This is a genomic window from Pedobacter sp. AC402 (genome assembly GCF_979252805.1).
On sequence record NZ_CEEDAI010000011.1, the window covers coordinates 406991 to 430393 of the forward strand.

The 23403-nt window shown below is 37.2% G+C and carries 28 protein-coding genes; 9 read left to right on the forward strand and 19 right to left on the reverse strand.

Features of this window, described 5'->3' with window-relative positions; all coding sequences use genetic code 11:
* Positions 1 to 2: 2 nt before the first annotated feature.
* The 3 genes from AC0IWE_RS20565 to AC0IWE_RS20575 form a co-directional block, all read right to left on the reverse strand.
* Positions 3 to 815, reverse strand: coding sequence for a hypothetical protein (locus tag AC0IWE_RS20565; protein ID WP_471794547.1), 813 nt, complete (start codon positions 813 to 815; stop codon positions 3 to 5).
* A gap of 1 nt (position 816) precedes the next feature.
* On the reverse strand, positions 817 to 1353 hold the full coding sequence (locus tag AC0IWE_RS20570) for a heavy-metal-associated domain-containing protein (protein WP_471794548.1): 537 nt from the start codon (positions 1351 to 1353) through the stop codon (positions 817 to 819).
* A gap of 87 nt (positions 1354 to 1440) precedes the next feature.
* Positions 1441 to 1842, reverse strand: a complete 402-nt coding sequence (locus AC0IWE_RS20575) for an HYC_CC_PP family protein (RefSeq protein ID WP_471794549.1) — start codon at positions 1840 to 1842, stop codon at positions 1441 to 1443.
* 94 nt (positions 1843 to 1936) lie between these two features.
* Here AC0IWE_RS20575 and AC0IWE_RS20580 point away from each other — a divergent pair, with 94 nt between their 5' ends.
* Positions 1937 to 2659, forward strand: coding sequence for a peptidylprolyl isomerase (locus AC0IWE_RS20580; protein WP_471794550.1), 723 nt, complete (start codon positions 1937 to 1939; stop codon positions 2657 to 2659).
* Here the strand turns inward: AC0IWE_RS20580 and AC0IWE_RS20585 are convergent.
* On the reverse strand, positions 2652 to 2942 hold the full coding sequence (locus AC0IWE_RS20585; protein ID WP_471794551.1) for a type II toxin-antitoxin system RelE/ParE family toxin: 291 nt from the start codon (positions 2940 to 2942) through the stop codon (positions 2652 to 2654). The genes AC0IWE_RS20580 and AC0IWE_RS20585 overlap by 8 nt on opposite strands.
* A 3-nt stretch (positions 2943 to 2945) precedes the next feature.
* The gene (locus tag AC0IWE_RS20590; protein ID WP_471794552.1) at positions 2946 to 3164 is read right to left on the reverse strand and encodes a hypothetical protein; all 219 of its coding nucleotides are present in this window, start codon (positions 3162 to 3164) and stop codon (positions 2946 to 2948) included.
* A 90-nt stretch (positions 3165 to 3254) separates the two neighbouring features.
* On the opposite strand from AC0IWE_RS20590, the gene AC0IWE_RS20595 reads away from it, so the two are divergent.
* The 3 genes from AC0IWE_RS20595 (at position 3255) to AC0IWE_RS20605 (ending at position 6307) form a co-directional block, all read left to right on the forward strand.
* Entirely contained in the window at positions 3255 to 4022 is a 768-nt protein-coding gene (locus AC0IWE_RS20595; RefSeq protein ID WP_471794553.1) for an exodeoxyribonuclease III, read from the forward strand.
* A 91-nt stretch (positions 4023 to 4113) separates the two neighbouring features.
* Positions 4114 to 5355, forward strand: a complete 1242-nt coding sequence (gene hutI / locus AC0IWE_RS20600) for an imidazolonepropionase (protein ID WP_471794554.1) — start codon at positions 4114 to 4116, stop codon at positions 5353 to 5355.
* Positions 5348 to 6307: a formimidoylglutamase gene (locus AC0IWE_RS20605; protein WP_471794555.1), complete on the forward strand. Its 960-nt coding sequence runs from the start codon at positions 5348 to 5350 to the stop codon at positions 6305 to 6307. The genes hutI and AC0IWE_RS20605 overlap by 8 nt, the downstream gene beginning before the upstream one ends.
* Positions 6308 to 6465: 158 nt before the next feature.
* Here the strand turns inward: AC0IWE_RS20605 and AC0IWE_RS20610 are convergent, their stop codons facing one another.
* The 10 genes from AC0IWE_RS20610 to AC0IWE_RS20655 form a co-directional block, all read right to left on the reverse strand.
* Positions 6466 to 6624, reverse strand: a complete 159-nt coding sequence (locus AC0IWE_RS20610) for a hypothetical protein (RefSeq protein ID WP_157255332.1) — start codon at positions 6622 to 6624, stop codon at positions 6466 to 6468.
* Positions 6625 to 6634: 10 nt separating this feature from the next.
* On the reverse strand, positions 6635 to 7195 hold the full coding sequence (locus tag AC0IWE_RS20615; RefSeq protein WP_471794556.1) for a 5-formyltetrahydrofolate cyclo-ligase: 561 nt from the start codon (positions 7193 to 7195) through the stop codon (positions 6635 to 6637).
* A gap of 129 nt (positions 7196 to 7324) precedes the next feature.
* Positions 7325 to 7885, reverse strand: a complete 561-nt coding sequence (efp, locus tag AC0IWE_RS20620) for an elongation factor P (RefSeq protein WP_055904072.1) — start codon at positions 7883 to 7885, stop codon at positions 7325 to 7327.
* Positions 7886 to 8020: 135 nt separating this feature from the next.
* Positions 8021 to 8581 carry an elongation factor P gene (gene efp / locus AC0IWE_RS20625; RefSeq protein WP_055904075.1) on the reverse strand — a complete coding sequence of 187 codons (561 nt, stop codon included), beginning with the start codon at positions 8579 to 8581 and terminating at the stop codon, positions 8021 to 8023.
* A 436-nt stretch (positions 8582 to 9017) separates the two neighbouring features.
* Positions 9018 to 9632 (reverse strand): ABC transporter ATP-binding protein, encoded by a 615-nt coding sequence (locus tag AC0IWE_RS20630; protein ID WP_471794557.1) that lies wholly within the window; start codon positions 9630 to 9632, stop codon positions 9018 to 9020.
* 14 nt (positions 9633 to 9646) lie between these two features.
* On the reverse strand, positions 9647 to 10114 hold the full coding sequence (locus AC0IWE_RS20635; RefSeq protein ID WP_471794558.1) for a GNAT family N-acetyltransferase: 468 nt from the start codon (positions 10112 to 10114) through the stop codon (positions 9647 to 9649).
* 42 nt (positions 10115 to 10156) lie between these two features.
* Positions 10157 to 10942 (reverse strand): acyl-ACP--UDP-N-acetylglucosamine O-acyltransferase, encoded by a 786-nt coding sequence (gene lpxA, locus AC0IWE_RS20640; protein ID WP_029274294.1) that lies wholly within the window; start codon positions 10940 to 10942, stop codon positions 10157 to 10159.
* Positions 10942 to 12354, reverse strand: a complete 1413-nt coding sequence (locus AC0IWE_RS20645; protein WP_055904084.1) for a bifunctional UDP-3-O-[3-hydroxymyristoyl] N-acetylglucosamine deacetylase/3-hydroxyacyl-ACP dehydratase — start codon at positions 12352 to 12354, stop codon at positions 10942 to 10944. The genes lpxA and AC0IWE_RS20645 overlap by 1 nt, the downstream gene beginning before the upstream one ends.
* On the reverse strand, positions 12344 to 13420 hold the full coding sequence (gene lpxD / locus AC0IWE_RS20650) for a UDP-3-O-(3-hydroxymyristoyl)glucosamine N-acyltransferase (RefSeq protein WP_471794559.1): 1077 nt from the start codon (positions 13418 to 13420) through the stop codon (positions 12344 to 12346). The genes AC0IWE_RS20645 and lpxD overlap by 11 nt, the downstream gene beginning before the upstream one ends.
* A gap of 122 nt (positions 13421 to 13542) precedes the next feature.
* Positions 13543 to 14766 (reverse strand): HD domain-containing protein, encoded by a 1224-nt coding sequence (locus tag AC0IWE_RS20655; RefSeq protein ID WP_055904089.1) that lies wholly within the window; start codon positions 14764 to 14766, stop codon positions 13543 to 13545.
* Positions 14767 to 14877: 111 nt separating this feature from the next.
* Between AC0IWE_RS20655 and porX the strand changes: the two genes are divergently transcribed.
* The 4 genes from porX to AC0IWE_RS20675 all read left to right on the forward strand — a co-directional run bounded on the left by porX (position 14878) and on the right by AC0IWE_RS20675 (position 19045).
* Positions 14878 to 16431: a T9SS response regulator signal transducer PorX gene (gene porX, locus AC0IWE_RS20660; RefSeq protein WP_055904092.1), complete on the forward strand. Its 1554-nt coding sequence runs from the start codon at positions 14878 to 14880 to the stop codon at positions 16429 to 16431.
* Between the two features lie 183 nt (positions 16432 to 16614).
* Positions 16615 to 17031: a tRNA (adenosine(37)-N6)-threonylcarbamoyltransferase complex ATPase subunit type 1 TsaE gene (tsaE, locus tag AC0IWE_RS20665; protein ID WP_055904095.1), complete on the forward strand. Its 417-nt coding sequence runs from the start codon at positions 16615 to 16617 to the stop codon at positions 17029 to 17031.
* Between the two features lie 73 nt (positions 17032 to 17104).
* A complete protein-coding gene (locus AC0IWE_RS20670) occupies positions 17105 to 18334 on the forward strand; it encodes an alanine dehydrogenase (RefSeq protein ID WP_055904098.1) in 1230 nt (409 codons plus the stop codon).
* Between the two features lie 27 nt (positions 18335 to 18361).
* Entirely contained in the window at positions 18362 to 19045 is a 684-nt protein-coding gene (locus AC0IWE_RS20675; RefSeq protein WP_471794560.1) for a M15 family metallopeptidase, read from the forward strand.
* A gap of 63 nt (positions 19046 to 19108) precedes the next feature.
* On the opposite strand, the gene AC0IWE_RS20680 is transcribed toward AC0IWE_RS20675, so the two are convergent.
* From AC0IWE_RS20680 to AC0IWE_RS20695, 4 genes are read right to left on the reverse strand one after another with little or no spacing between them, the layout of a single operon-like run.
* Positions 19109 to 19609 carry a phosphoglycerate mutase family protein gene (locus AC0IWE_RS20680; protein WP_471794561.1) on the reverse strand — a complete coding sequence of 167 codons (501 nt, stop codon included), beginning with the start codon at positions 19607 to 19609 and terminating at the stop codon, positions 19109 to 19111.
* Positions 19610 to 19646: 37 nt separating this feature from the next.
* Positions 19647 to 20690 (reverse strand): aminotransferase class I/II-fold pyridoxal phosphate-dependent enzyme, encoded by a 1044-nt coding sequence (locus tag AC0IWE_RS20685; protein ID WP_055904107.1) that lies wholly within the window; start codon positions 20688 to 20690, stop codon positions 19647 to 19649.
* Positions 20690 to 21034: a D-alanyl-D-alanine carboxypeptidase gene (locus tag AC0IWE_RS20690; RefSeq protein ID WP_471794562.1), complete on the reverse strand. Its 345-nt coding sequence runs from the start codon at positions 21032 to 21034 to the stop codon at positions 20690 to 20692. The genes AC0IWE_RS20685 and AC0IWE_RS20690 overlap by 1 nt, the downstream gene beginning before the upstream one ends.
* Complete coding sequence (locus AC0IWE_RS20695; RefSeq protein WP_471794563.1) at positions 20961 to 22019, reverse strand: D-alanyl-D-alanine carboxypeptidase; 1059 nt, start codon at positions 22017 to 22019, stop codon at positions 20961 to 20963. Before AC0IWE_RS20695 ends, AC0IWE_RS20690 begins: the two co-directional genes overlap by 74 nt.
* 211 nt (positions 22020 to 22230) lie before the next feature.
* Here AC0IWE_RS20695 and AC0IWE_RS20700 point away from each other — a divergent pair, with 211 nt between their 5' ends.
* Positions 22231 to 23319: an aspartyl protease family protein gene (locus AC0IWE_RS20700; protein ID WP_471794564.1), complete on the forward strand. Its 1089-nt coding sequence runs from the start codon at positions 22231 to 22233 to the stop codon at positions 23317 to 23319.
* Positions 23320 to 23403 lie beyond the last annotated feature (84 nt).

The window sequence follows — 23403 nt, forward strand, 5'->3', positions numbered from 1 at the left end:
ATTTATTTTAAAACGTTAAAGAAATTAAATTCTGTACGTAGCAGGTACATGTTTTTGGTATATCGGTTCTCCATATTTCCGGTAGCCTGAAAACGATAGCCTAAATCGATCCTTGTTTTACTGTTCAAAACCATTTGTATGGCAGGGGCTATATCCAGATAAGATTGGCCACTGCTAGGATCTGTTTTGCCTAGCAATTCGAGATATACATTAAAATTTGGCTGATTGTAATCCTTGTAAACCACAGGCAAAACCAGGTAACCTGATGACAAGCTGTAGGATAACATGTTTTTCGGCTGAGGCATTCCGGCAATCTGCCGCTCATTATTTTCAAATGCATGTGCATAACCCAAAGTTGACGAAAGTGCTAATTTGTGCAAAAGCTGAGTAAAAATTAATCCACCTTGTACACCACTGTTATCGCCTTCAAGGTTTATGTCGTGTGTATAGGTAGGTCTTCTACTGGTACTTACCCGACCAAATGCTGATGCCCTGAAATGACTGTGTGTATCATCTAATGATAGAAACCGATACTTTGCATACAAACTTCCGCCTTCTAAACGGTATTTTCCATCCATATCAGACAGGAAAGCTTGTGCATGCATCATTAAGTTTTTGTTAAAGCCGATCATTACCTCTGGAATCGTTCTGCTCACATAGCCGGGGTAATTAAACATCCCTTCGTTGGTAATTCTAACACCGATTGATTTGGTGGGCATATTGCTCGCCGGCTCCGTAAATACATATAATTCTTGCGCATGAGCGAGATTATAAACGCCGATAAATACCAGCGCTAACATTAATATCCGTTTCATTTTAAGAAAGAACGAGGTGATAAATGCGTGTTTTTTTGCCATTTACAACACCAGCGCCACTAGCATAAGCATCTGAATTAGCTGTTTTGGCCTGTTTTTTAAATGCAGCACCCGAAATGAAATCTTTATCAACCACACTTGCCTTTACTGTGCCGCTAAGCGTTTTGCCTTTTACGTTTACAAAACGGTACACATTACCATCAACAACAGCCTGGCCTTTATCATCAACTTTTACATCGTTAAAGTTAAAACTAGCTGTTAAATTGCCTACCGAAAATCCAGCATCCTGAACTTTTTTACGAACGAGATCAAGATTGATATTGGCATCTTTTTTAAATGTTAAAACAAAAATATTTTTGTTTAAGTCTGGCTTCACACTGCTGATGAAATTTAATGTTTCTAAAGATTTTTGTGTTGCTTTTGAACACATGGAACAAGTTAAACCAGTTACCTGTAAATCTGCTGAAGATATTTGTTGCGCCGAAACACTAACGGCGAAGAGTAGCATAAGAATGCTGAAAATTTTTATTGTTTTCATGATTTTTTGAATTTGAATTTTAAAATAATGTCACATTGAGCCAGTCAAAACGCTAAAACGTGCATTGACGAGCTGATGTTTAAAATCCTAATTCCTAAAAATGCAATTGAAAACGTGAAGTGCAATCCGCGAAGATAAAGGCGGTGCTTTGTTTGAAATTTTACTAAAAAACTTTGGAAAAATGTTGCTTAGAAACTCAAAAACAGGGGGGTGAAGGAAAAGCTGAATCGAAAACAACTTCGGCATTTGTACTTGTGCCTCTGTTTGATGGCTATCTTTAACCTTAACCGTTACCTGGGTGTTTTTGCAACAACCGTCGTCTTTCTTTTCTGCAGGAATATCTTTACAGAATTTGCATGATACCTCATTGCTGAAAAGCTTAACATTTTCCAATTTGCCTCCACAGAAATGGAGACTTAAAGCCAAACCCATAACACTAACTGCATAGAATACAGCTAAAGAAAGTGCTATTTTTTGTTTTAACTTCATTAATACAAAGGTAAAGCAAAAAAAACCGAATAATGCCAGTATTTATTTATTGAATTTCATTTTTTAGCTTAATTTAGCCTCAAACACAATTTAAATGAAGAAACTATTACTATTTCTATGTGCTTTTTCTGTGCTTTCTGCTTTTGCGACTAAGCCTAAAAATCAATACGTACGCATTAAAACTGAATTCGGAGAATGTATTGTTAAGCTGTATAATGAAACACCATTACACCGCGATAATTTTTTAAAATTAACCAAACAAGGGTATTACAATGGCGTTCTGTTTCATCGGGTAATTAAAGATTTTATGATTCAGGGTGGAGATCCAGACTCTAAAAATGCCAAGCCAGATTCATTGTTGGGCAACGGCGGACCAAAATATACCATTCCTGCGGAGTTTAATGATAGTTTATTTCATAAAAAAGGTGTTTTAGCCGCGGCCAGAGAAGGTGATGATGTTAACCCAGCTAAAGCATCAAGTGGTAGCCAGTTTTACCTGGTGCAGGGAAAGGTTTTTACCGAACAGCAATTGAATAATGTAGAAGAAAAGCGGCTCAAATTTAAAATTCCTGAGTGGCAACGTGTGGTATATAAAACCTTAGGCGGTACGCCACATTTAGACCGAAATTATACCGTTTACGGCGAAATTGTTGTGGGTTTGGATATGGTTGATAAAATAGCTGTTTTAGCGACGGATAAAAATAACCGACCAAAACAGGATGTTAAAATGGAAATCACTATTTTAAAGAGGAGAGAGGCAAAAAAGTTGGAAAAACAATTGCTGCAGGGATCGTTGAAAGATAAAATGGTTATGTAATCAAAGGATCCTGTCTGTTGTCAAAAAAGAATAGGATTCTAATTTCTTCCTGATAAACCTGATAGTAGAAAGAAGTATATTTTGAAATAACACCTTTTCTCACCTGTTTATTTAGCGAAATAGGTTCGTAAATGAAAGGCTGAATGGCAACTAAATCAATTTTTCTATAAGCGGTTTGGATAAATTTTTCGGCTTGATGATATCCCCATGTTTCTTCAATAAAAATCCCAATTAAAAGTAGTGTTTCATAGGCTTCTTCTGAAAAAGAAATGTTCAATGCCATTTCTCAGAAAAGTCTCCTTTTAACTTCTTCATAAGGAATTAACTTGCCCTCCTCGGCCTGCTTTAATCCCCTTTTAATCCCTTCCTGTACATGTTTTGGTAATTCATCCAGCACCACTTTTTCATTGTAGTTTAAAAGCATCTCCAACTCTGATAAAAGATTTTCATCATCCGTTTCAAAAACTTTTTTTGCAATCTCGATTTTTAATTCCTCAATGCTCATAAACAAATTTAACGAAAGCAAACCTCAATTACTAAGCATTTATTTAATTAATTTCTAAATTTACCGCCCACAACAATTGAAATTTACGGAATGAAGATTATCTCCTATAATGTTAATGGGATCAGGGCAGCAAGTACTAAAAATTTTTTCGGTTGGCTTCAGGCTACAGCTGCTGATATGGTATGTTTGCAGGAAGTAAAAGCGCTGCCTTCTCAAATACCTGAAATTATAGCATTAATTGAGCAATTAGGGTATCACCATTATTGGTTTCCGGCAGAGAAAAAAGGGTATAGCGGAGTTGCCATTTTATCCAAAATTAAACCCAATCATGTAGAATTTGGCTGCGGAGAAGAATGGATTGATAAAGAAGGACGCATTTTAAGGGCTGATTTTGATAACTTCTCATTAATGAGCCTTTACATGCCATCAGGCTCAAGCGGGGATGAACGCCAGGTTAAAAAGTATGAATTTATGCGTTTCTTTGATGTGTATATTGATGAATTGCGAAAAGAAATCCCAAACCTAATTGTGAGTGGCGATTATAATATTTGCCATACCCCGATAGATATTCATAATCCTAAATCAAATGCCAATTCATCCGGGTTTTTGCCTCAGGAAAGGGAATGGATGCAGTTATTTTTGGATAATGGTTTCATTGATACTTTTCGTCATTTTAATAAAGACCCGCATCATTATACCTGGTGGAGCTACCGTGCGGGTTCGAGAGGAAAAAACCTGGGTTGGCGCATCGATTATCATTTGGCCACCAAACCAATGGAGCATCGCCTGAAAAACGTAAAAATTTTGCCTGACGCCATCCATTCCGATCATTGCCCGGTTCTTCTAGAAATCGATTAAGGATTGAGTTAGCTGGTTAATTTTTTATCGGTTAACTGTAATTCAATTAGCAATTTACACAGATTAAATTTTTAACCTTCAACCTAACCAAATGTTAATCACAGATATAAAAGGCCTGGTAGGCGTGCATCCTAAAGATAAATTGGTGCTCCGCGGAAGTGAATTGGATCAATTGCCTGTTTTGCAAAATGCCTGGCTTTTAATTGAAGATAATGTGATTACAGATTTTGGTATGATGGATGCTATCCCGCCTCATATTTCAAGTCTTCCTGCTCAAGTATCGGCCAAGGGCAGGTTTGTCTTCCCTTCGTGGTGCGATAGCCACACCCATATTGTTTTTGCAGCCCCACGTGAGGAAGAATTTGCCATGAAAATACAGGGCAAAAGTTATGAGGAAATTGCAGCTGCGGGCGGTGGAATTTTAAATTCTGCCAATAAGCTTCAAAATGTATCCGAGGATGATTTGTTCCAAAGTGCAGCAAATCGTTTAAGGCAAATGATTTTTCAGGGAACTGGTGCTGTAGAAATTAAAAGCGGTTACGGTTTAACAACTGAAAGTGAAATTAAAATGCTCAGGGTAATAAAAAGGCTGAAAAATCATTTCCCAATTCCAATCAAGGCAACTTTTTTAGCTGCTCATGCATATCCTGCTGAATTTAAAAATAACCACCAGGGTTATATTGATTTAATTATCAACGAAATGTTGCCGCAAATTGCCGAAGAAAAACTGGCCGATTACATTGATGTTTTTTGCGAGAAAGGATTTTTTTCTGCCGAAGAAACCGATCAGGTATTAAAGGCGGGAGCAAAATACGGCCTTAAACCAAAAGTGCACGCCAATCAGCTTTCAGTTTCCGGAGCCATAGAGGTTTCAGTACAAAATAAAGCAGTTTCTGTAGATCATCTGGAAGAAAGTAATGAAGAAACCATTCGAACGTTACAAAATTCCCAAACCATTGTAACTTTATTGCCTTCTTGTTCGTTTTACCTGGGTATTCCATTTGCGGATGCCAAAAGCTTTATTAGTGCAGGTTTGCCTGTTGCCTTAGCTACAGATTATAATCCAGGTTCAACACCATCAGGAAACATGAATTTTGTGGTATCGTTAGCTTGCATTAAAATGAAAATGCTTCCTGAACAGGCCATCAATGCAGCTACATTAAATGGTGCTGCGGCGATGGAAATAAGCAGAGATTTTGGAAGCATTGCAATTGGAAAAAGGGCCAATTTATTCATCACAAAACCGATGCCCTCTATTGCCTATTTACCTTATAGTTTTGGCGAAACGCAAATAGAAACGGTGATTATAAACGGTAAAATTTATAATGGATAATCTTAAAATATATTCGCAAAGCGACATTGATCATTTGATTATCCGGAGGGATGGAGAGTGCAAAATTGGCGAGCGTGTTGCTGTTTTTTCATCGTGGAACAATTTGGAGCACACCAATGCGAAATTTGTGTTTTTAGGTATTCCTGAAGATATTGGCGTGCGGGGAAATGCCGGTATTGCTGGTGCAGCATCGGCCTGGAGAACAAGTTTGGTTGCTTTTCTTAATATCCAAAGCAATCGTTTTTTAAGTGGTGAAGAAATTTTGGTTTTGGGCCATTTTGAAATCAATGAGCCTGAAGATTCTTCTATAAATGGTTTAAGGAACAAAGTAGCTGAAATTGACAACCTGGTTTATCCGGTGATTGAAAAAATTGTTGCTGCGGGTAAAATTCCGATTGTAATAGGCGGGGGGCATAATAATGCTTATCCGATAATCAAAGGCACTTCATTAGCAAATAAACAACCAATAGATGTTTGGAATGTAGATGCCCATGCTGATTTAAGAAAGCTTGAAGGTAGGCACAGTGGCAATGCGTTTTCTTATGCCTTAAATGAAAGTTACCTGGATAACTATTTCATGTATGGATTGCATCAAAGCTATAATAATGAAGAAATTTTAAACCAGATAACAACGAATCCTAAATTGAAAGCGGTGTTTTTTGATGATATTTTAACAGGAGCAGATTATAGCGGATTAATTAATAATCTTGGACAAACAGCTGGCCTGGAAATTGATTTGGATTGTATTGAAAATGTGCTTTCGAGTGCTGAAACACCTTCAGGTTTTACCGTTAATGAGATTAGAAAACTAATTTTGACTACCGCTAAAAAATTTTCCTATTTGCACATATGCGAAGGTGCAACGCGGATGCTTGATGGAAGGGTAAGTAGGTTGACGGCTAAATTAATTGCTTATTTGGTGAGCGATTTTGTAAAGGCATATACTTCTTAGGTTTAGCCAAGGAGTCACAGAAACACCGAATATTTCTTGTTTTGCGTGGTTCTGAACTTGTTTCATCATCTTTCTTGTTCTCTTAATAGTTGAATGATTATGTCTTGAAATGTAGGTTCTGAAACAAATTCAGGATGACGATTCATAAGTAGAAAATTCTACAAATGCTCGGCTTCGTATTTTTCTCCGGCTTTCAACATCAGCTCAATCTGCTTTAGGTCTTCTGCTGTTAATTCTTCCTTTTCCTGTAATTCGAACACCGCAATCATATTGTCTTCGTATTGTTTTTCAGTTTTGATAACGATTTCTTGTGGCATGCCGGTAAACTTAAAATTTTATAATTTCTGTAGGTGTAATGCAAAAATCCAACTTAATGTCATGTTCATTTACATTGTCGATTTTTTCAATAGCAGGATACAAAGATAAGCCTATTTTCTGAGCATTTAAGCCTTCAAGAAAGCGATCGTAAAAGCCTTTACCATAACCTACGCGATAACCTTCTTTATCGAATGCTAAAAGTGGAACAATCACCAGGTCTACTTCACCTTTATGCAAGTTTCCTTTTTGTGGCTCCAGAATATTATAAAGGTTTTTCTGAAGGTCATCAATGCCCAGGTATTCATGGTTTGTCATCAACGCCGTTTCAAAATCAGCTTTAGGGACGATAATTTTAATTTCCGGATGATTTTTATTCAGCCATTCTATCAGCAGAAATGTATCAGGTTCTTTTTTTTCTACAATCGGCAAAAAAATATGAAGGGTCTTAATCTTGCTGAAATCAAGCGATTTGAATTGGTTTAAAAGAGCTTTATTAAGTTTTCCATATATTTCGGCATTCAGTAATAATCTGTCTTTTAACGCCTGCTTTCTGATTTCGGCTTTTAGCATAATAGCAAAGATAAATATTTTAAAAGCCCGTCGGTTTCAAAAATCTGCGAGGTTTACATCACGCCGAGAATAAAGAAACAAAAAAGCCTCTAAGAATTAATTTAGAGGCTTTTAAGTAATTTGTTTAAACTATTTTACACGCTCAACATATTCGCCTGTGCGCGTATCGATTTTAATTTTATCGCCCTGGTTTACAAACATCGGAACTTTAACTTCAACACCATTTTCTAAAGTAGCTGCTTTTAAAGCGTTTGTAGAGGTATCACCCTTAACCGCTGGCTCCGAATAGGTAATTTCAAACTCAGCAAAGTTTGGTAATTGAGCCATAATTGCTTCTTCACTTTCCATAGAAACAATAATGTTCATGCCTTCTTTTAAAAATTTGATGGCCGAACCAAATAATGATTTCTCTACGTTAAACTGCTCGTAGCTGTTGTTATCCATTACAACAAGGTAATCGCCTTCTTCGTATAAATATTGATAATCGTTGGTTTCAACGCGGCAAATTTCAACAGCTTCGTCGGTATTCATACGTGCTTCAACAATTCTGCCCGATTTAATGTTACGGAATTTACCAGTGTAAAATGCTCCACCTTTTCCAGGTGTACGGTGATTCCATTCGTCAACAGTAACCAGTTCGTTGTTTATACGAAGGATGTTACCTGTTTTAATTTCTGATGCTTTAGCCATATTGTGTTATCCTAAATTGGATTTATATTTCATTTTTTCGTGACGGCAAAGGTAAAATTATTTTGATAAAAACCTATAAAGGTTTAAGGGATAAGGCCTAGGGAATTGAGGGGATTTTTAGAATTCGGGATGGTTTTATTTTACCCTTTCCATGTATTCGCCGGTTTTGGTATCAACCTTCACTTTATCACCCTGATTAATAAATAGAGGAACCCTTATTTCGGCACCTGTTTCTACTGTAGCATATTTTTGCGCACTTGTAGAGGTATCGCCTTTTACAGCAGGTTCAGAATAGGTAATTTCTAATTCTACACTATTGGGCAGTTGCGCAACAATTGGTTCATCACTTTCAAAAGCGATGGTTACATTCATGCCTTCTTTTAAAAATTTGATAGAATTTCCGAAAAGCAATTTTGGGATGTTGTACTGCTCAAAAGTATTGTTATCCATAACCACCAAATAATCGCCATCTTCATAAAGATATTGGTAGTCGTTGGTTTCTACACGGCAAATGGTTACCTCCTCGTCTGTACGGAAACGGTACTCAACAATTTTTCCTGTTTTTACATTGCGCATTCGGGCTTGATAAAATGCCCTTAAATTTCCGGGGGTGCGGTGTATATATTCTTCTACACTTACCAACTCCCCGTTAAAACGAAGCACATTTCCGCTTTTTACTTCTGATGCCTTTGCCATTTATGTTGAAATAATGTTTTATTAATTTTAAATACCAAAGTTAAAAAAATCAATCATGATTTGGAAAGGAAAAACTGTAGTTCATTGTGCCAAAGGTCATTTATATTGATTTGTTTTTTGTTTACAATACGGCCAGGAGAGGTGAAAAAGGCCGTATAAAAGAAATGCCTTTGGGAACCACTCCAAAGGCATAATCAACCTAAACCTCAAACTAAACTATGAAAAACTCTTTGCCTTTAACGGGCTATATATTTTGTTTCGGACTAACCGAAAATATGATCTTTTAATGAAGAGATAAATTAATAATTGTTTCTCTTTTTGGTGGTGCAAAGGTAAGTATATTTATTGAACTACAAAATATTTTTTTAAAAAATTATTTATAATACAAATGTATGACAAAACAGACTTAGCTTTATAGGATTAAAGTATGTTTAACTTACTTATAATCTGATATTTGTATCTGATTTGTGCAGAAGTCGTATTCTTGTATTTGATTGGAGCCAATAATTGTTAGCCTGTCTTTTGCAAAATTTTCGATCAGTTCGCGGTACCAACTAATTCCCTGAACGTCTAAATTACTTGTTGGCTCATCTAAAAATAATATTGGCGTATCGGCACAGCAAGCCAAACCTAGTTTGGTTCTTTGCTTCATTCCCGACGAAAAGTACTTGATTTGTTTGTTTGCTGCTTTTTCTAAACCCAATATGCCGATCAGCTTTTTGGCATCAAGCCCAGAGGCAAAATTTTTAAACTTAAAATGAAAATCTATAATTTCTTTTAAAGTAAAAGTTTCTACCAGTTCGAGATACGGCGCAGCTAAACCGATGTATTTGTAAATATTTTCTACCGGAATTTCTTTGCTGCCAGAGAATGAAATCTCACCTTCGGAGGGTGATAAACTACCCGTTAAAACACTCAATAAAGTAGATTTGCCCGAGCCGTTGGGCCCTAGTATGGCATAACTGCTGCCAGAAGAAAATTCAGTGCTTAAATTTCTGAAAATCCATTCTTTATTAAATCTTCTGCCTACGTTGTTTAATGAGATTTTCATTTTTGACTGGCCGTTTAAGATTTTGCGTTAAGCGGTTTAATCATGCAAACGCTGTTATCAATACCAACATATTGGCCATAATTTGGCGTAACCTGATAACCGGATTTTTGGTAAAGAGATATGGCTTCTGGCTGTTTTTTGCCGGTTTCTAAAACACATGAAGCAAAACCCAGCTCGGCAGCCCAGCTTTCCAAACCGTTTAATACTTTAGCCGCGATGCCCTTTTTTCGGTAATCGGGGTGCACAAACATTCTTTTAACCTCGGCTTCTGTTGCTGAGAAAGGTTTTATTGCACCACAGCCAACCGGATTTTCATGATGATAAGCTACAATTACCGCTTTAATGGTGTCAATCTTATTAAACTGAGCATAAAAAGTATGGTCTTCACCATCTCTAACCGCCAAATCCTGATCTAACAATGCTACCAATGATTTAAAATCGGTATTATCTGAATCGGTTCTGACTAGTGTTAACTCACTCATGAATATTTATTTTGCTTTAAGCTTGGTATTGCTGCTCTATGATTAGCTGCCCATTCCGAAGCCCTTCATTACACCACGGTTAGAATTACGGATAAAATCTACAATTTCGTCACGGATTTCAGTTGGTTTAAATTCGGCTTCGATCATGTCCAAAGCTTTGGTTACGTTATTATGTTTTACAAAAAGCACACGGTAAATTTCCTGGATCTCATCAATCTGTTCGTTGGTAAAACCTCTTCTCCGCAAGCCAACAGAGTTAATTCCTGCATAAGAAAGTGGTTCGCGGGCCGCTTTAACATAAGGAGGAACATCTTTACGCACCAATGAACCACCGGTTACAAAAGCATAAGAACCTACTTTAACAAATTGATGTATGGCAACCAAACCTGCCAAAACCACATTGTTTCCAATGGTTATATGGCCAGCTAGTGTGGTACTATTGGAAAAAATACAGTTATTGCCTACTTCACAATCGTGTGCAATGTGTGAATAAGCCTGAATTAAGCAATTGCTGCCAATGGTGGTTTTCCATTTATCTTTTGTACCACGGTTAATGGTTACGCACTCGCGGATGGTGGTATTATCGCCAATTTCTGCAGTGGTTACCTCTCCGGCAAACTTTAAATCCTGCGGCTCACCCGAAATTACAGCACCGGGAAAGATGCGGCAATTTTTACCAATGCGTGCACCATCCATAATGGTTACATTCGATCCTATCCAGGTTCCTTCGCCAATTACCACATCTTTGTGTATCACTACGAAGGGTTCAATCACCACATTTTCGGCGATTTTAGCCTGGGGGTGTATGTATGCTAGCGGTTGTATCATTATTGCGTGGGTTCTGCTTGTTTAATTTTTGAAATTTGCGCCATCATTTCGGCTTCTACAACGATTTTTTCGCCAACCATACCTACACCTTTCATTTGGGCAATACCCCTTCTGATCGGTTCAAGTAAATCGCAACGGAAAACAATAGTATCGCCAGGGAGCACCTGTGCTCTAAAGCGAACGTTATCTATTTTTAAAAAGTAAGTTAAATAATTTCTAGGATCTGGAACAGTACTTAATACTAAGATACCGCCAACCTGGGCCATTGCTTCAATCTGGATTACGCCAGGAAAAACAGGTGCGCCTGGAAAATGTCCTTTGAAAAACTCTTCATTCATGGTTACGTTTTTAACACCAACAACATGATTTTTAGAGAGTTCCAATATTTTATCTACAAATAGAAATGGCTGGCGGTGAGGCAAAATATCCATAATCTGAACCACGTCATATAATGGTTTTGCACTCGGGTCGTAAACCTTTTGTATTTTTTTGTTTTTTTCTTTTTTAATGGCTGCTTTAATCTTTTTAGCAAAAGCAACGTTTGCCGCATGGCCGGGGCGTGCAGCCATAATGTGGCCTTTTAAGTGCATGCCTACCAATGCCAAATCGCCGATCATATCCAGTAATTTATGTCGCGCAGGCTCATTTTGGTAACGAAGTTCCATGTTGTTCAAAATTCCCTGTGGGGCAACATCGATATCCTTGCGGTTAAATAACTTCGCCAAATGGCTCAATTCATCTTTGGTAACTTCTTTATCTACAATTACTATGGCGTTATTTAAATCGCCGCCTTTAATTAAATTGTGCGATAACTGGTACTCTAATTCGTGTAAGAAACAGAATGTACGACAAGAAGCAATTTCTTTTTTAAACTCTGCAATGGTGTTAATGCCAGCATGCTGACTGCCCAAAACTGGAGAGTTATAATCGATCATACAGGTAAAGCGATAATCATCAAGCGGCATTGCCACAATTTCTACTTTCCTGTCTTCTTCTGTATAGGTAATGTTATGTGGAATGGTAAAATATTCGCGATCTGCATTTTGCTCCACTGTTCCAACTTCCTCTAGTAAATCTACAAACTGGATTGAGCTACCGTCCATAATCGGTGTTTCTGGTCCGTCTAACTTAATCAGCACGTTATCTAAATCCATGCCTACTAAAGATGCCATTACATGCTCAACAGTGCTTACGCTTGCACCATTTTGGGTAAGTGTTGTTCCGCGTGAAGTATCGGTTACGTTATCTGCATCGGCTTCGATAATCGGATGTCCGTCTAAATCAATACGCTGAAATTTAAAGCCATGATTTTCGGGAGCGGGGCAAAATGTTAAAGTAACATTAGCGCCTGTGTGTAAACCAACACCAGATGCCGATATTTCTTGTTTAATCGTTTTTTGTCTAACGTTCATTGTGTATTGTATTCTTTTCCAGTTCAGCTATAAGCTTTTTCAATTCGTCTTCGAGCGCGTTTATTCTTTTCTCTACATCTGGAAGATGTTTGAAAATTACTGAGGCACGCATCCAGTTGCGTAAAGGTTGCGCCGGACTGCCATGCCATTGTTTATTTTCTTCTGTAATATTAAAGTTAATGCCTGCCTGTGCACCAATTTGCGTGCCTTTGGCTAAAGTGAGGTGGCCGGCAATACCTACCTGGCCGCCTACAACACTATTGGGGCCAATTTTGGTGCTTCCTGATATTCCCGATTGTGCGGCCAAAACGGTATTTTCACCAATTTCAACATTGTGCGCAATCTGAATCAAATTATCAATTTTTGCACCTTTTTTTACAATTGTTGATCCCATTGTTGCACGATCTACAGTAGTATTTGCACCAATTTCTACATCATCTTCGATAATTACATTGCCGATTTGAGGTATTTTATTGTAAGTGCCATCTTTTTGAGGTGCAAAACCAAAACCATCGCTTCCAATAACAGTGTTTGAATGAATAACCACCCTTTTACCGATTACTGAATTATGGTAAATTTTTACGCCAGGAAAAAAAGTGCTGTTTTCGCCAATTTTAGAGTTTGCACCAACAAATGTTTGTGCATTTAACTTACAACCATCGCCAATTTCTACGTTTTCAGCAACATATGCAAAAGCATCTATGAATACATTTTTACCGATTTTTGCTGTTGGATGCACAAAAGCGAGCTTATCAACGCCAGATTGTGCGGCATGAGCGTTCATCGCCTCGTTGTATTTATCCAGTAAAATGGTAAAAGCACTATATGGGTTTTCTACCCTGATTAATGTGCTGGTGTAAGGTTGGGTGGGAGCGAAATCTTTAGATACGATCACAACTGACGCCTGGGTAGAATACAGAAAGTTTTCGTACTTAGGATTAGAAAGAAAAGACAAAGAGCCTTCTTTCCCGTCTTCTATTTTGGAAAGTTCGGTAACGGCTACATCTGGGTTGCCATCAATGGAACCGTTCAAAAACTGACTTATCTGCGTGGCAGTAAATTGCATCGTACAAAGGTATATGTTAAATTGATATGAACAAAAAAACCTGCTACGGTTAAGATGTGTATATTTTACACAATAATAAGACTTAAAACGGCAGTAAAAGTTAAATATTTTGTTAAATAAGCTTAAATCCCTCTGGGGTAACAGAGGATATATTTTTCTACTGTTTTTTGCAACGACTCCAGGTTTGATAAATCCGACGCTTTTGCGATATCAACAATATCGTTATTTTTCATTAAAATTTTAATATTTCCAACCCCGGCATTATATGCACGGTTTTGGATCGAATCCGTAAAAACAAAATACCTGGCTTCTGCCGGGTTAATCTCCAATAAGTTAACAGCTGCATCCTGCAAAAAGTTTACGCGGTCGTTATTTGCTTTTTCGTTACCCATTTCTACTTTATACAAGTTTCTGGAAGTAAGCATTTTACACAGCGTAGACAAAATTTTATCGGGGTGTTTGGCCCAAACTTTAACTGCGGCGTAAATATCCTGATCATCAAGATTGGTAAAGTGCTCCAAATTTTCGTGTTGAGCAAAAAAATTGGCCTCGTTGATGTCGTTTTTTAAGAAATAATTTAACGATGGTGAAGCAAACAAACTTTCTCCGTTAACCGATAATTCTTTCGCGCGTTCCAGTAATTTCACTAAAATCATTTCGCCTGATATTACGGTTTTATGCAAATAAACCTGCCAGTACATCAGCCTTCGGGCAATTAAAAATTTCTCTATTGAATAAATACCTTTTTCTTCAATTACAAGGTTATCATCATAGATATTAAACATTTTAATAATCCGGTCGAAACTGATTACACCCTCACTTACGCCGGTAAAAAAGCTGTCGCGGTTTAAATAATCCATCCGGTCTAAATCCAACTGACCGGAAATTAACTGATGTAGAAACTTTTTAGGGTAGGTGCCGTTAAAAATCTCAATGGCGTGTGTTAAACGTCCATCAAAATGTGCATTCAAATCCTGCATCAGTTTTGCCGAAATATCTTCGTGTCTGATGCCAGTAACTAACGAATGTTCCAATGCATGAGAAAAAGGTCCGTGGCCTATGTCATGCAGCAAAATGGCCAAAATGGCGGCTTCTTCTTCACCAGGTGTAATGCTATGTCCTTTGCTTTTTAAAAGATTAATGGCCAAACTCATTAAGTGCATCGCACCTAAAGCATGATGAAAGCGGGTATGTAAAGCTCCGGGATAAACCAAATGGGTCATTCCGAGCTGTTTAATGTAACGCAAACGCTGGAAATACGGATGTGAGATTACATCGTACACCAATTCAGACGGAATGCTGATGAAACCGTAAACCGGATCATTTATTATTTTCTTCTTATTCAATCGTTAAAAATAGTTAAATAGGTAGATACGGTACAAAAATTGCTATTTTTATTTATAGTTTGATTTACCTGCCAAAATTAAAAGGCAATACTTACCTATTTTTACAAAAACATGCAAGAAACTAAGATATTATGGGCCGATGATGAAATCGACTTACTAAAACCACATATATTATTGTTAAATGATAAAGGTTATCATGTAACTACATTTACCAACGGTAACGACGCACTCGAAGCATTTGGAAAAGCGCATTTTGACCTGGTTTTTCTTGATGAAAACATGCCGGGAATGAGCGGTATCGAAACATTATCTGCCATTAAGAATTTAAATCCTGATGTGCCTGTTGTTTTGATTACAAAAAGTGAGGAAGAAAACCTGATGGAAGATGCCATCGGCAGCAAAATTGATGATTACCTGATTAAACCCGTAAACCCGAAACAGGTTTTATTAACCATTAAAAAGCTGATTGATAATAAACGCTTGGTTAGCGAAAAAACCTCTATGGCTTACCAGCAGGATTTTCGCCGTTTGGGGATGACTTTGGGCGACAGGTTAAATTACGAAGAGTGGGTTGATGTTTATAAAAAAATTGTTTTCTGGGAACTTGAGTTGGAAAAACTGGATGATCCGCAGATGCATGAAATTTTAACCATGCAAAAACAAGAGGCGAATACACAGTTTACTAAATTTATTGAAGAAAACTACCTAGACTGGATTAAGAATAAGGATACAGCACCTTTGCTTTCGAATGAGTTGTTGAAGAAAAAGGCATTTCCTCATATTAATGATAATACACCGGTATTTTTTATCCTGATTGATAATTTACGTTACGATCAATGGAAAATTATCAACCCGTTAATTTCAGAATATTTCAGAATTGATGAGGAAGATATGTATACCAGCATTTTGCCAACAGCCACACAGTACGCCCGTAATGCAATTTTTTCGGGTATGATGCCTTTGGATATGGAAAAACGTTTTCCTCAACTTTGGCAAAATGATGATGATGAAGGTGGAAAAAATATGCACGAAGAAGCTTTTCTGGCCGATAACATTAAGCGCAGCTTAAGAAAAGACTGTAAATTCAGCTACAATAAAATTCTAACTTTCGAACAGGGAAAAGATCTGGTTGACCAAACCAATAATTTGTTGCAGAACGATTTTAACGCTATTGTATTCAACTTTGTTGATATGTTAAGCCATGCCCGCACCGATATGCAGATGATTAGGGAATTGGCTAATGATGATGCTGCTTACCGTTCGTTAACACTATCGTGGTTTGAACATTCTCCGCTTTGGGATTTGCTTAAAAAAATCTCACAGAAAAAGGTAAAAGTGATCATTACAACCGATCATGGAACCATCCGTGTTAAAAAACCGGTTAAAGTAATTGGCGATAGGAGTACAAATACGAATTTAAGGTATAAACAAGGTAGAAACCTTAATTTTAATGCCAAAGAGGTGTTTTTGATTAAAAACCCGCACGATGCTTTATTGCCGAAAATCAATATCAGCAGCAGTTATATTTTTGCCCGTGAAGACAGTTATTTTGTTTACCCGAATAACTACAACCAGTTTGTAAATTATTATAACGAAACCTTTCAGCATGGCGGAATTTCGTTAGAAGAAATGATTATTCCGGTGGTAACGTATTCGCCGAGATAGTGTTAGAGATTGGATGTTAGATTTGAGACATGAGGCCGTTCATTTTCAATAGGATCGTCTTCCTGAACATGTTTAAGGATCTGTTGCGATGGTAGGGGCTTCTACAGGCTCAGGCTGACAAATCACAAATAGTAAGGCAAAAGCAATGCAATTATGTATTACTTTTGCCTTTATTTTTTTAAAATGGATATTGATGTAAATAATTTAGCCGATTTACCTGCTGTTGCCCAACAGCTTTCAGATTTTGCCGGCAACCAAAAGGTTTTTATTTTTGAGGGCGAAATGGGTGCAGGAAAAACAACTTTCATCAAAATTTTCTGTAAACACCTGGGGGTTGATGATGTGGTTTCGAGTCCTACATATTCTATTGTTAACGAGTATGAAAGTGCTAACGGTTCAGTGTTTCATTTCGATTTTTACAGGATAAAAGATATTCACGAAGCGTATGATTTAGGTTACGAGGAATATTTTTATGGTGATGGAACCTGTTTAATAGAATGGCCGGAAAGGGTAGCGGAAATCTTACCGGAAAACTATATTAAAGTACAGATAAATGTACTGGATGAAAACCGCAGATTATTCAGGCTTTCAAAGGTATAACAATTAGTTATCAATAAATTAACAGATTTTCCTTACCTTGAACAACCTAAAACTATCAAAATTTTAATTCAACATGGCTACAGGATTACGCGAAGGAATGGCCGATATAGCTCGTCAGGGTTTATTACAAACACAAGAGGCAAAGCTGGAAACCCGAAATAAAAAAAATAATCTATACATAGGTATACCAAAAGAAATTTCCTTTCAAGAAAATAGAATTGCCTTAACACCATTATCTGTGGCCTTATTGGTAAACAATGGGCATAGGGTTGTTTTGGAAACTGGGGCAGGAATAGCTGCAAATTTTTCTGATACGGAATATGCCGAGCAGGGCGCAAAAATTGCATACGATAAAAAAGAAGTTTTCGAGGCCGATATTCTGGTGAAAATTGCACCACCAATGCTGGAAGAAATCGAAATGATGCACAAAGGCCAAACGCTTATTTCTTCATTACAAACCGGAACGTTAAAACAGGATTATTTAAAAGCGTTGATGCATAAAAAAATTAATGCACTGTGTTTTGAAAACCTGCGTGATGAGGGTAATGTATTGAGTGTAGTGCGGGCCATGAGTGAAATTGTTGGCTCTACCTCCATTTTAATTGCTGCAGAATATTTAAGCAATGTTACGGGTGGCAAGGGTTTAATGCTTGGTGGTTTTACCGGCGTTCCGCCGACTGAAATTGTTATTTTAGGTGCCGGCACTGTAGGAGAGTATGCGGCCAGAACGGCTTTGGCATTAGGAGCCGAGGTTAAAGTTTTCGACAGCTCTATTTACCGTTTACGCCGTTTACAGAATAATTTGGGCAGCAGCAGGGTATTTACTTCGGTAATGCAGCCAATTGTATTAAATAAAGCCATTATAACTTGCGATGTAGTGATTGGTGCCATACGCGCCACACATGGCCGCAGCCCTTGCGTGGTGATGGAAGAAACTGTTGCCAGGATGAAACCACATTCGGTGGTTATCGATATCAGTATTGATCAGGGTGGTTGTTTTGAAACCTCAGAAGTAACCAACCATACCAATCCGGTTTTCAGGAAATATGATGTAATTCACTATTGTGTGCCTAATATTGCTTCGCGCGTGCCAAGAACGGCATCTTATGCGCTGACAAATATTTTTGCGCCTATTTTATTGGATATTGGCGAATTTGGGGGCTTAGTGAATATGGTTTGGAATAATCCGGGTATACGTGAAGCGCTTTATATTTATCAGGGAAACTGCACCAATAAAGACCTGGCTGATATGTTTAACCTGCCATTTAAAGATCTTGAATTATTGGTGGTTTCGAATCAGTAATTACGACCAACTCAAGCCAATTCTGTTATGAAAGTTAGTTGCCTTATATTTTTTCTGTCGTTTTCTTTATTTGCGGTTGCTCAAACTACCTCAAAACCTGAGCAAAAACTGGTTGTTGTAAATTCTTATACTCAATACCTGGCATCAATAAAAACAAATCCGGATAATGAACTGATAGAAATTAAGAAAGCAATTCCAAATATTAAGTTGGATATTCGTTACGCTACCAAAAATAACTTTATGCAACAGGTGATGTACAAACAGGCAAGGGCCTTTGCCAGAAAGCCTGTGGTAGAATCGTTAAAGAAAATCCAAAAAGAATTAAATAAAAAAGGTTACGGATTAAAAATATTCGATGGTTACCGTCCGTATGCCATTACTGTAGAGTTTTACAAAAAGGCAAGCGACAAAAATTTTGTAGCCAACCCGGCAAAAGGTTCTAAACACAATAGGGGTTGTGCAGTAGATTTAACATTAATTAATTTAAAAACAGGGAAAGAATTGGTGATGCCAACACCATATGATAGTTTTTCGGCTGCTGCAGCTGCAAATTATCAAAATATATCACCCGAGGCAAAGAAAAACCGAGATTTCCTGATTGCGATTATGGCCAAATACCAAATGAATGTGCTGGAAAATGAGTGGTGGCACTATGATTTTTCTGGTTGGAGGAATTACAATTTAATGGATATTCCTTTCGGAAAATTATAGCCATTTATTTTCAATAGTTATTGGTGCTTTGGGCTGGAAATAGCGCCTATCAAAAACACAAAACTACAAATGATGTGGCCTGCCGTATTGCTCCATTTTAACCCTTGCTTTGTCTTCCTTAACTGATAATTCAAAAATATAGTCGTAATCATCATCGGTTAATTCTTCTTTTGGTTTTTTGCCACCTAGGGCCTCAATAATTTCAAGTACGGTATTGGAATGCCCTGCTACCATCACCGTTTTGCCCACGTAATTTGTTTTAATGCTATCTACCAGCGATTTTATGTCTTTATAATCAATTACTTTCGGAATCACCAATGAATCTAATGTTTCATGCGTTCTTTTTGTTGGCGTAGCAAAAGCAACATCGAATTTTACCTTTTTTAAATAAGTGGCTAAATCTCCTGCTCTTACTCTTCCTTCATCCGAAAGGTTCGGGTTGGTATCTTGTGGGTTAGATTTATCTTTTTCAGCATGTCTAACAATCCACACGGTAGTGGTTTGTGCAGAAACAATGTTGGCAAGTAGAAGCGTTAACGATAAGAATAGGAACAGTTTTTTCATGTTATAAATATTGAAAAATTAATCGGATAAGGAAAGGTTAAAAATTTATAGCTGTTATCAACCTTTCGATATCCTCTTTTTCATGCCAGGAGGAAAGCACTATACGGTTTAAAATTTTGTCTGTAGGGTTCGGATAGGGAAAAGACGAAATCAGGATCTGCCTTTGCAAAAGATGTTGTGAAAAATTTACATCACCCAGTAGATACACAGGGAAACCCGGCTCACATTTCCAAGTAAGATTTGAAACCGTTTCGAACATTGCCATGTTGTTTTTCAGTTTGTTTAATGCTTTGTTGTATATTTCTTCAGCATGGATAAATGCATAAAGCCCCGCCGCACTGGATGGGGAGGCCCCAATAAAAGTATTAGAACTTTTAAGTTTATTAATTACTGAATTTGAAGTTAAAACAATACCAGCATCAACACCCAATGCCTTTGCCATTGAGGCAACCACTACATTTTGGATGTTTTCTTGTTTGGGGAGGTTTTTGATCGTACCCATCCCATTGTTATTTACGCCAATCCCGTGCGAATCATCTACAATGAGGGTAATATTTTTATCTTTTCGGATCTCTTTTAGAAAATTGAAATCATAAATTTCAGGGATGAGGTTGTTCATCGAATTGCTGATCAAAACCCAATTTTTCTCTTCGGATAAATTTATTTTTTCAGTCGTTTCTACCGCCCAATCACTAAATAAACCTAAATTTTTGACCTGATTTTCGCTTAACCAAAGCGCAGGATGACTACCTGGGGCATATACCACTTCTGAAGATTCGGATAGTGCTTTAACCGTGAGCTGAGCTGCTAAATATCCGCTTGAAGTAATTAATGCTGCTTCTGTACCATACCTCACCGCGGCTATATTTTCTGCTTCATTATAAATGCCCAGTTGAATATTGTTTGTGCGACTTGTACCGTTATTTAAACCATATTTCTTAATTCCTTCAATATAAAGATCGATAAAAGGCTTGTTTTGAGGAATACCCAGATAAGCAGTTCCGCCAAAATATAAATACGATTTACCATCAATATTTATGCTGTTAGAAAAAGGCTGGGTAATGGATTTAAAATCTGGCATTAAAAATTATCATGTATATAAGTTACTATCCTCACCATTTCTGCCCGTACCTCTGCTGTTGGTTTTATAAAATTATTGTTCATAAAAGAGTAGATATAGGTTTTGCCTTTTTTGGTAAGTACATACCCGCTTTGATTATGTACCCCGCCCAGCGAACCTGTTTTGCCATATACAAAAGGTTTGTCGGTTTTAGGGTAGGCATTTTTTAAGGTTCCGCTTTTTCCTCCCGCAGGAAGCATATCGAATAATTTTTCGGGATTATTTACCATCTTATAAATAGAATCCAGTAAATAAACATTGTCGCGGGGCGTAAACAAATCCTGACGGGATAAACCGAGAGCCATCTACCCATTTTACTTGATCCGGTAAAAAGGAGAGGTAATTTTTTGTAATGTGCTCAATTGCTTTTGCTGTGCTTAAGGTATCTCCAATCTGGTTTGAGCAAACCAATAATAAGTGTTCGGCAATAAAATTATCGCTGGGTAACATCATATGTTTTAAAACCGAATCGCGTTTTGCGCCAGGTAAAGTTTTAGCATCAGCTGGCATTTTATACTTTATAATGCCTACAGGTTTATGCAAAGTATCTGCAAGTATTTCTACGGTAACCTGTGTACTGGTTTTATACGGATTTTGTTGGTTATAACCTGGTTTTACAGCAACGGCAGGATAATGGAACCGGTTGGTTAAAAAATCTCTGGTTACTTGAAAATTGCCTGTAGTTTTTGTAGAATCTATTTCGAAACAAGGTGCAAAAACCTTTGGCTCTATATTAATTTTGTTTGGAGAGGCATAGGTAGAAGTAACCATATTATCCATAATCGGCATTTCTGTAATTTCCGGCTGGTAGTAATAATCATAATCATCCCAGGCCCAGCCATCGCCAAAAAAATTACCTGCATAGCGGCCCGGCGCAAAAAACAGTTTTTTGTTAGAAGCCAAAAGAAAATTATAGGCCGATTTATCTTTTACAGCAAACTGTAAAAATGCCGGATCGCCTGTTCCCCAAAAAATTAAAGAATCGTTCCGCTCAACATATTTTAGTGCAGGCATTAAATCAGGAATCATTTTCATGCTTGCAAAAAAAGTATAGAGTTTTGTATTAGAGGCAGGAGTAAAATACTTGTCGGCATCTTTCTCAAAAATCATTTTTTTATCAGTAGGATTAAAAAGTGCAAAACCAACCTGATATTGTTTAATTACCTGTGAGTTTTTAAATTCTTTCGCCACCTTATTCGAAATAATTTTATTGGTTGAGCAACCGGTTAACACACAAATAAATAGCGTAAACGACAGAAAAATGAAATTTTGATTTTTAAACTTGAACATGTTCTAAATTTAGTGGGAATAATAAGCAACTAATTTATTAAATTTAGTTTAATGTTAACCAAATATAGCCCCGGTGTAATAATCTGTTTACGTAAACTAACCATTTGCCTGGGTTTTTTATTTCTTGCATTTTCGGGTTTCTCTTCAGGAGTTTTTATTCAAAAGAAACCGGCAGAAACAATCCATTGCTTTTAAGTGCATTAAAAACCTAATGGTAATTCCGGTTTATGTAAACGGCAAAGGCCCGTTTGATTTTGTTTTGGATACCGGTGTTGGACCAATGATTATAACCGATCCTTCAATTATTGATTCGTTAAACTTTAGCATGCTCCGTAAAATTAAGGTTTCGGGCCTGGGCATAGAAAGCGTAGAGGCCTATGTATCGCAGAGTTTGGATGTTAAAGTGGGCAATACGGCTATAGAGCGTATACCAACAGCAATTTTAAAAGAAGATCTCTTTAATTTATCAGGACATTTGGGATTAAAAATTTATGGTTTATTGGGTTACAGCTTTTTTAACAGTTTTATTGTTGATGTACGGTACAGCGAAAACAGGCTGATTATTTACAATCATGAGGCGAAAATAAAATATCGAGGGAAAAAAATCCCCATCCAGATAGAAAACCAGAAACCCTATATTTTGGCAAGTATAGAAATACCAGATAGCGGAACCGTTACAGCCAGGTTTTTAATGGATACAGGTGCCAGTCATGCCTTATCGATGGAAATGCTGAACGGAACAGAATTTCCTCTGCCCGAAAAAAAAATTAAAGCCAATCTCGGAATGAGCCTGAGTGGACAGATTAAAGGCTATGTTGGCCGTTTGAGTAAACTTAATGTAGGCGGTTTTGTGTTTAAAGATGTAGTTGCAGGTTTTCCGGATTTTAAAACGATTGCCAATAAAATTGATTTATCAAAAAGGAATGGAAATTTAGGGGCTGATCTGCTTCGGAAATTCAATATCCAGTTCAATTACCAGGATGGTTTTATTTACGTTAAACCCAATGGCGCGAGTAAAACTCCTTTTGAGCACGATATGGTAGGGATGGTTATTTACCTTGATCAAAAAGATTATAAACGATTGATTATTGGAGAAATAGATGAAGATAGCCCTGCTGAAAAAGCCGGATTATGCCCCGATGATGAAATTATTGGTGTAAACTTTAAGGGAATAGATGCATATTCGTTAAACGATCTTACCGAATTATTTAAATCAAAAGCAGATCGGAGCTTAATTTTCGAAATTTATAGAGATAAACAAGTTTTTTTTAAAGTAGTAAGGCTCGAAAAGAGGATTTAACAGAGGTAATCTTCCTGTTACAAAAGAATTGTGGTGTAACAAGATTTTAACTTTAACCTCTTATTGCCAAGCAAACTAACTTTA

Bases quoted from the DNA above. Each gene is read 5' to 3' on its own strand.
- AC0IWE_RS20565 (WP_471794547.1), bottom strand. From the start codon at position 815: ATGAAACGGATATTAATGTTAGCGCTGGTATTTATCGGCGTTTATAAT.
- AC0IWE_RS20570 (WP_471794548.1), bottom strand. From the start codon at position 1,353: ATGAAAACAATAAAAATTTTCAGCATTCTTATGCTACTCTTCGCCGTT.
- AC0IWE_RS20575 (WP_471794549.1), bottom strand. From the start codon at position 1,842: ATGAAGTTAAAACAAAAAATAGCACTTTCTTTAGCTGTATTCTATGCA.
- AC0IWE_RS20580 (WP_471794550.1), top strand. From the start codon at position 1,937: ATGAAGAAACTATTACTATTTCTATGTGCTTTTTCTGTGCTTTCTGCT.
- AC0IWE_RS20585 (WP_471794551.1), bottom strand. From the start codon at position 2,942: ATGGCATTGAACATTTCTTTTTCAGAAGAAGCCTATGAAACACTACTT.
- AC0IWE_RS20590 (WP_471794552.1), bottom strand. From the start codon at position 3,164: ATGAGCATTGAGGAATTAAAAATCGAGATTGCAAAAAAAGTTTTTGAA.
- AC0IWE_RS20595 (WP_471794553.1), top strand. From the start codon at position 3,255: ATGAAGATTATCTCCTATAATGTTAATGGGATCAGGGCAGCAAGTACT.
- hutI (WP_471794554.1), top strand. From the start codon at position 4,114: ATGTTAATCACAGATATAAAAGGCCTGGTAGGCGTGCATCCTAAAGAT.
- AC0IWE_RS20605 (WP_471794555.1), top strand. From the start codon at position 5,348: ATGGATAATCTTAAAATATATTCGCAAAGCGACATTGATCATTTGATT.
- AC0IWE_RS20610 (WP_157255332.1), bottom strand. From the start codon at position 6,624: ATGCCACAAGAAATCGTTATCAAAACTGAAAAACAATACGAAGACAAT.
- AC0IWE_RS20615 (WP_471794556.1), bottom strand. From the start codon at position 7,195: ATGCTAAAAGCCGAAATCAGAAAGCAGGCGTTAAAAGACAGATTATTA.
- efp (WP_055904072.1), bottom strand. From the start codon at position 7,885: ATGGCTAAAGCATCAGAAATTAAAACAGGTAACATCCTTCGTATAAAC.
- efp (WP_055904075.1), bottom strand. From the start codon at position 8,581: ATGGCAAAGGCATCAGAAGTAAAAAGCGGAAATGTGCTTCGTTTTAAC.
- AC0IWE_RS20630 (WP_471794557.1), bottom strand. From the start codon at position 9,632: ATGAAAATCTCATTAAACAACGTAGGCAGAAGATTTAATAAAGAATGG.
- AC0IWE_RS20635 (WP_471794558.1), bottom strand. From the start codon at position 10,114: ATGAGTGAGTTAACACTAGTCAGAACCGATTCAGATAATACCGATTTT.
- lpxA (WP_029274294.1), bottom strand. From the start codon at position 10,942: ATGATACAACCGCTAGCATACATACACCCCCAGGCTAAAATCGCCGAA.
- AC0IWE_RS20645 (WP_055904084.1), bottom strand. From the start codon at position 12,354: ATGAACGTTAGACAAAAAACGATTAAACAAGAAATATCGGCATCTGGT.
- lpxD (WP_471794559.1), bottom strand. From the start codon at position 13,420: ATGCAATTTACTGCCACGCAGATAAGTCAGTTTTTGAACGGTTCCATT.
- porX (WP_055904092.1), top strand. From the start codon at position 14,878: ATGCAAGAAACTAAGATATTATGGGCCGATGATGAAATCGACTTACTA.
- tsaE (WP_055904095.1), top strand. From the start codon at position 16,615: ATGGATATTGATGTAAATAATTTAGCCGATTTACCTGCTGTTGCCCAA.
- AC0IWE_RS20670 (WP_055904098.1), top strand. From the start codon at position 17,105: ATGGCTACAGGATTACGCGAAGGAATGGCCGATATAGCTCGTCAGGGT.
- AC0IWE_RS20675 (WP_471794560.1), top strand. From the start codon at position 18,362: ATGAAAGTTAGTTGCCTTATATTTTTTCTGTCGTTTTCTTTATTTGCG.
- AC0IWE_RS20680 (WP_471794561.1), bottom strand. From the start codon at position 19,609: ATGAAAAAACTGTTCCTATTCTTATCGTTAACGCTTCTACTTGCCAAC.
- AC0IWE_RS20685 (WP_055904107.1), bottom strand. From the start codon at position 20,690: ATGCCAGATTTTAAATCCATTACCCAGCCTTTTTCTAACAGCATAAAT.
- AC0IWE_RS20690 (WP_471794562.1), bottom strand. From the start codon at position 21,034: ATGGCTCTCGGTTTATCCCGTCAGGATTTGTTTACGCCCCGCGACAAT.
- AC0IWE_RS20695 (WP_471794563.1), bottom strand. From the start codon at position 22,019: ATGTTCAAGTTTAAAAATCAAAATTTCATTTTTCTGTCGTTTACGCTA.
- AC0IWE_RS20700 (WP_471794564.1), top strand. From the start codon at position 22,231: ATGGTAATTCCGGTTTATGTAAACGGCAAAGGCCCGTTTGATTTTGTT.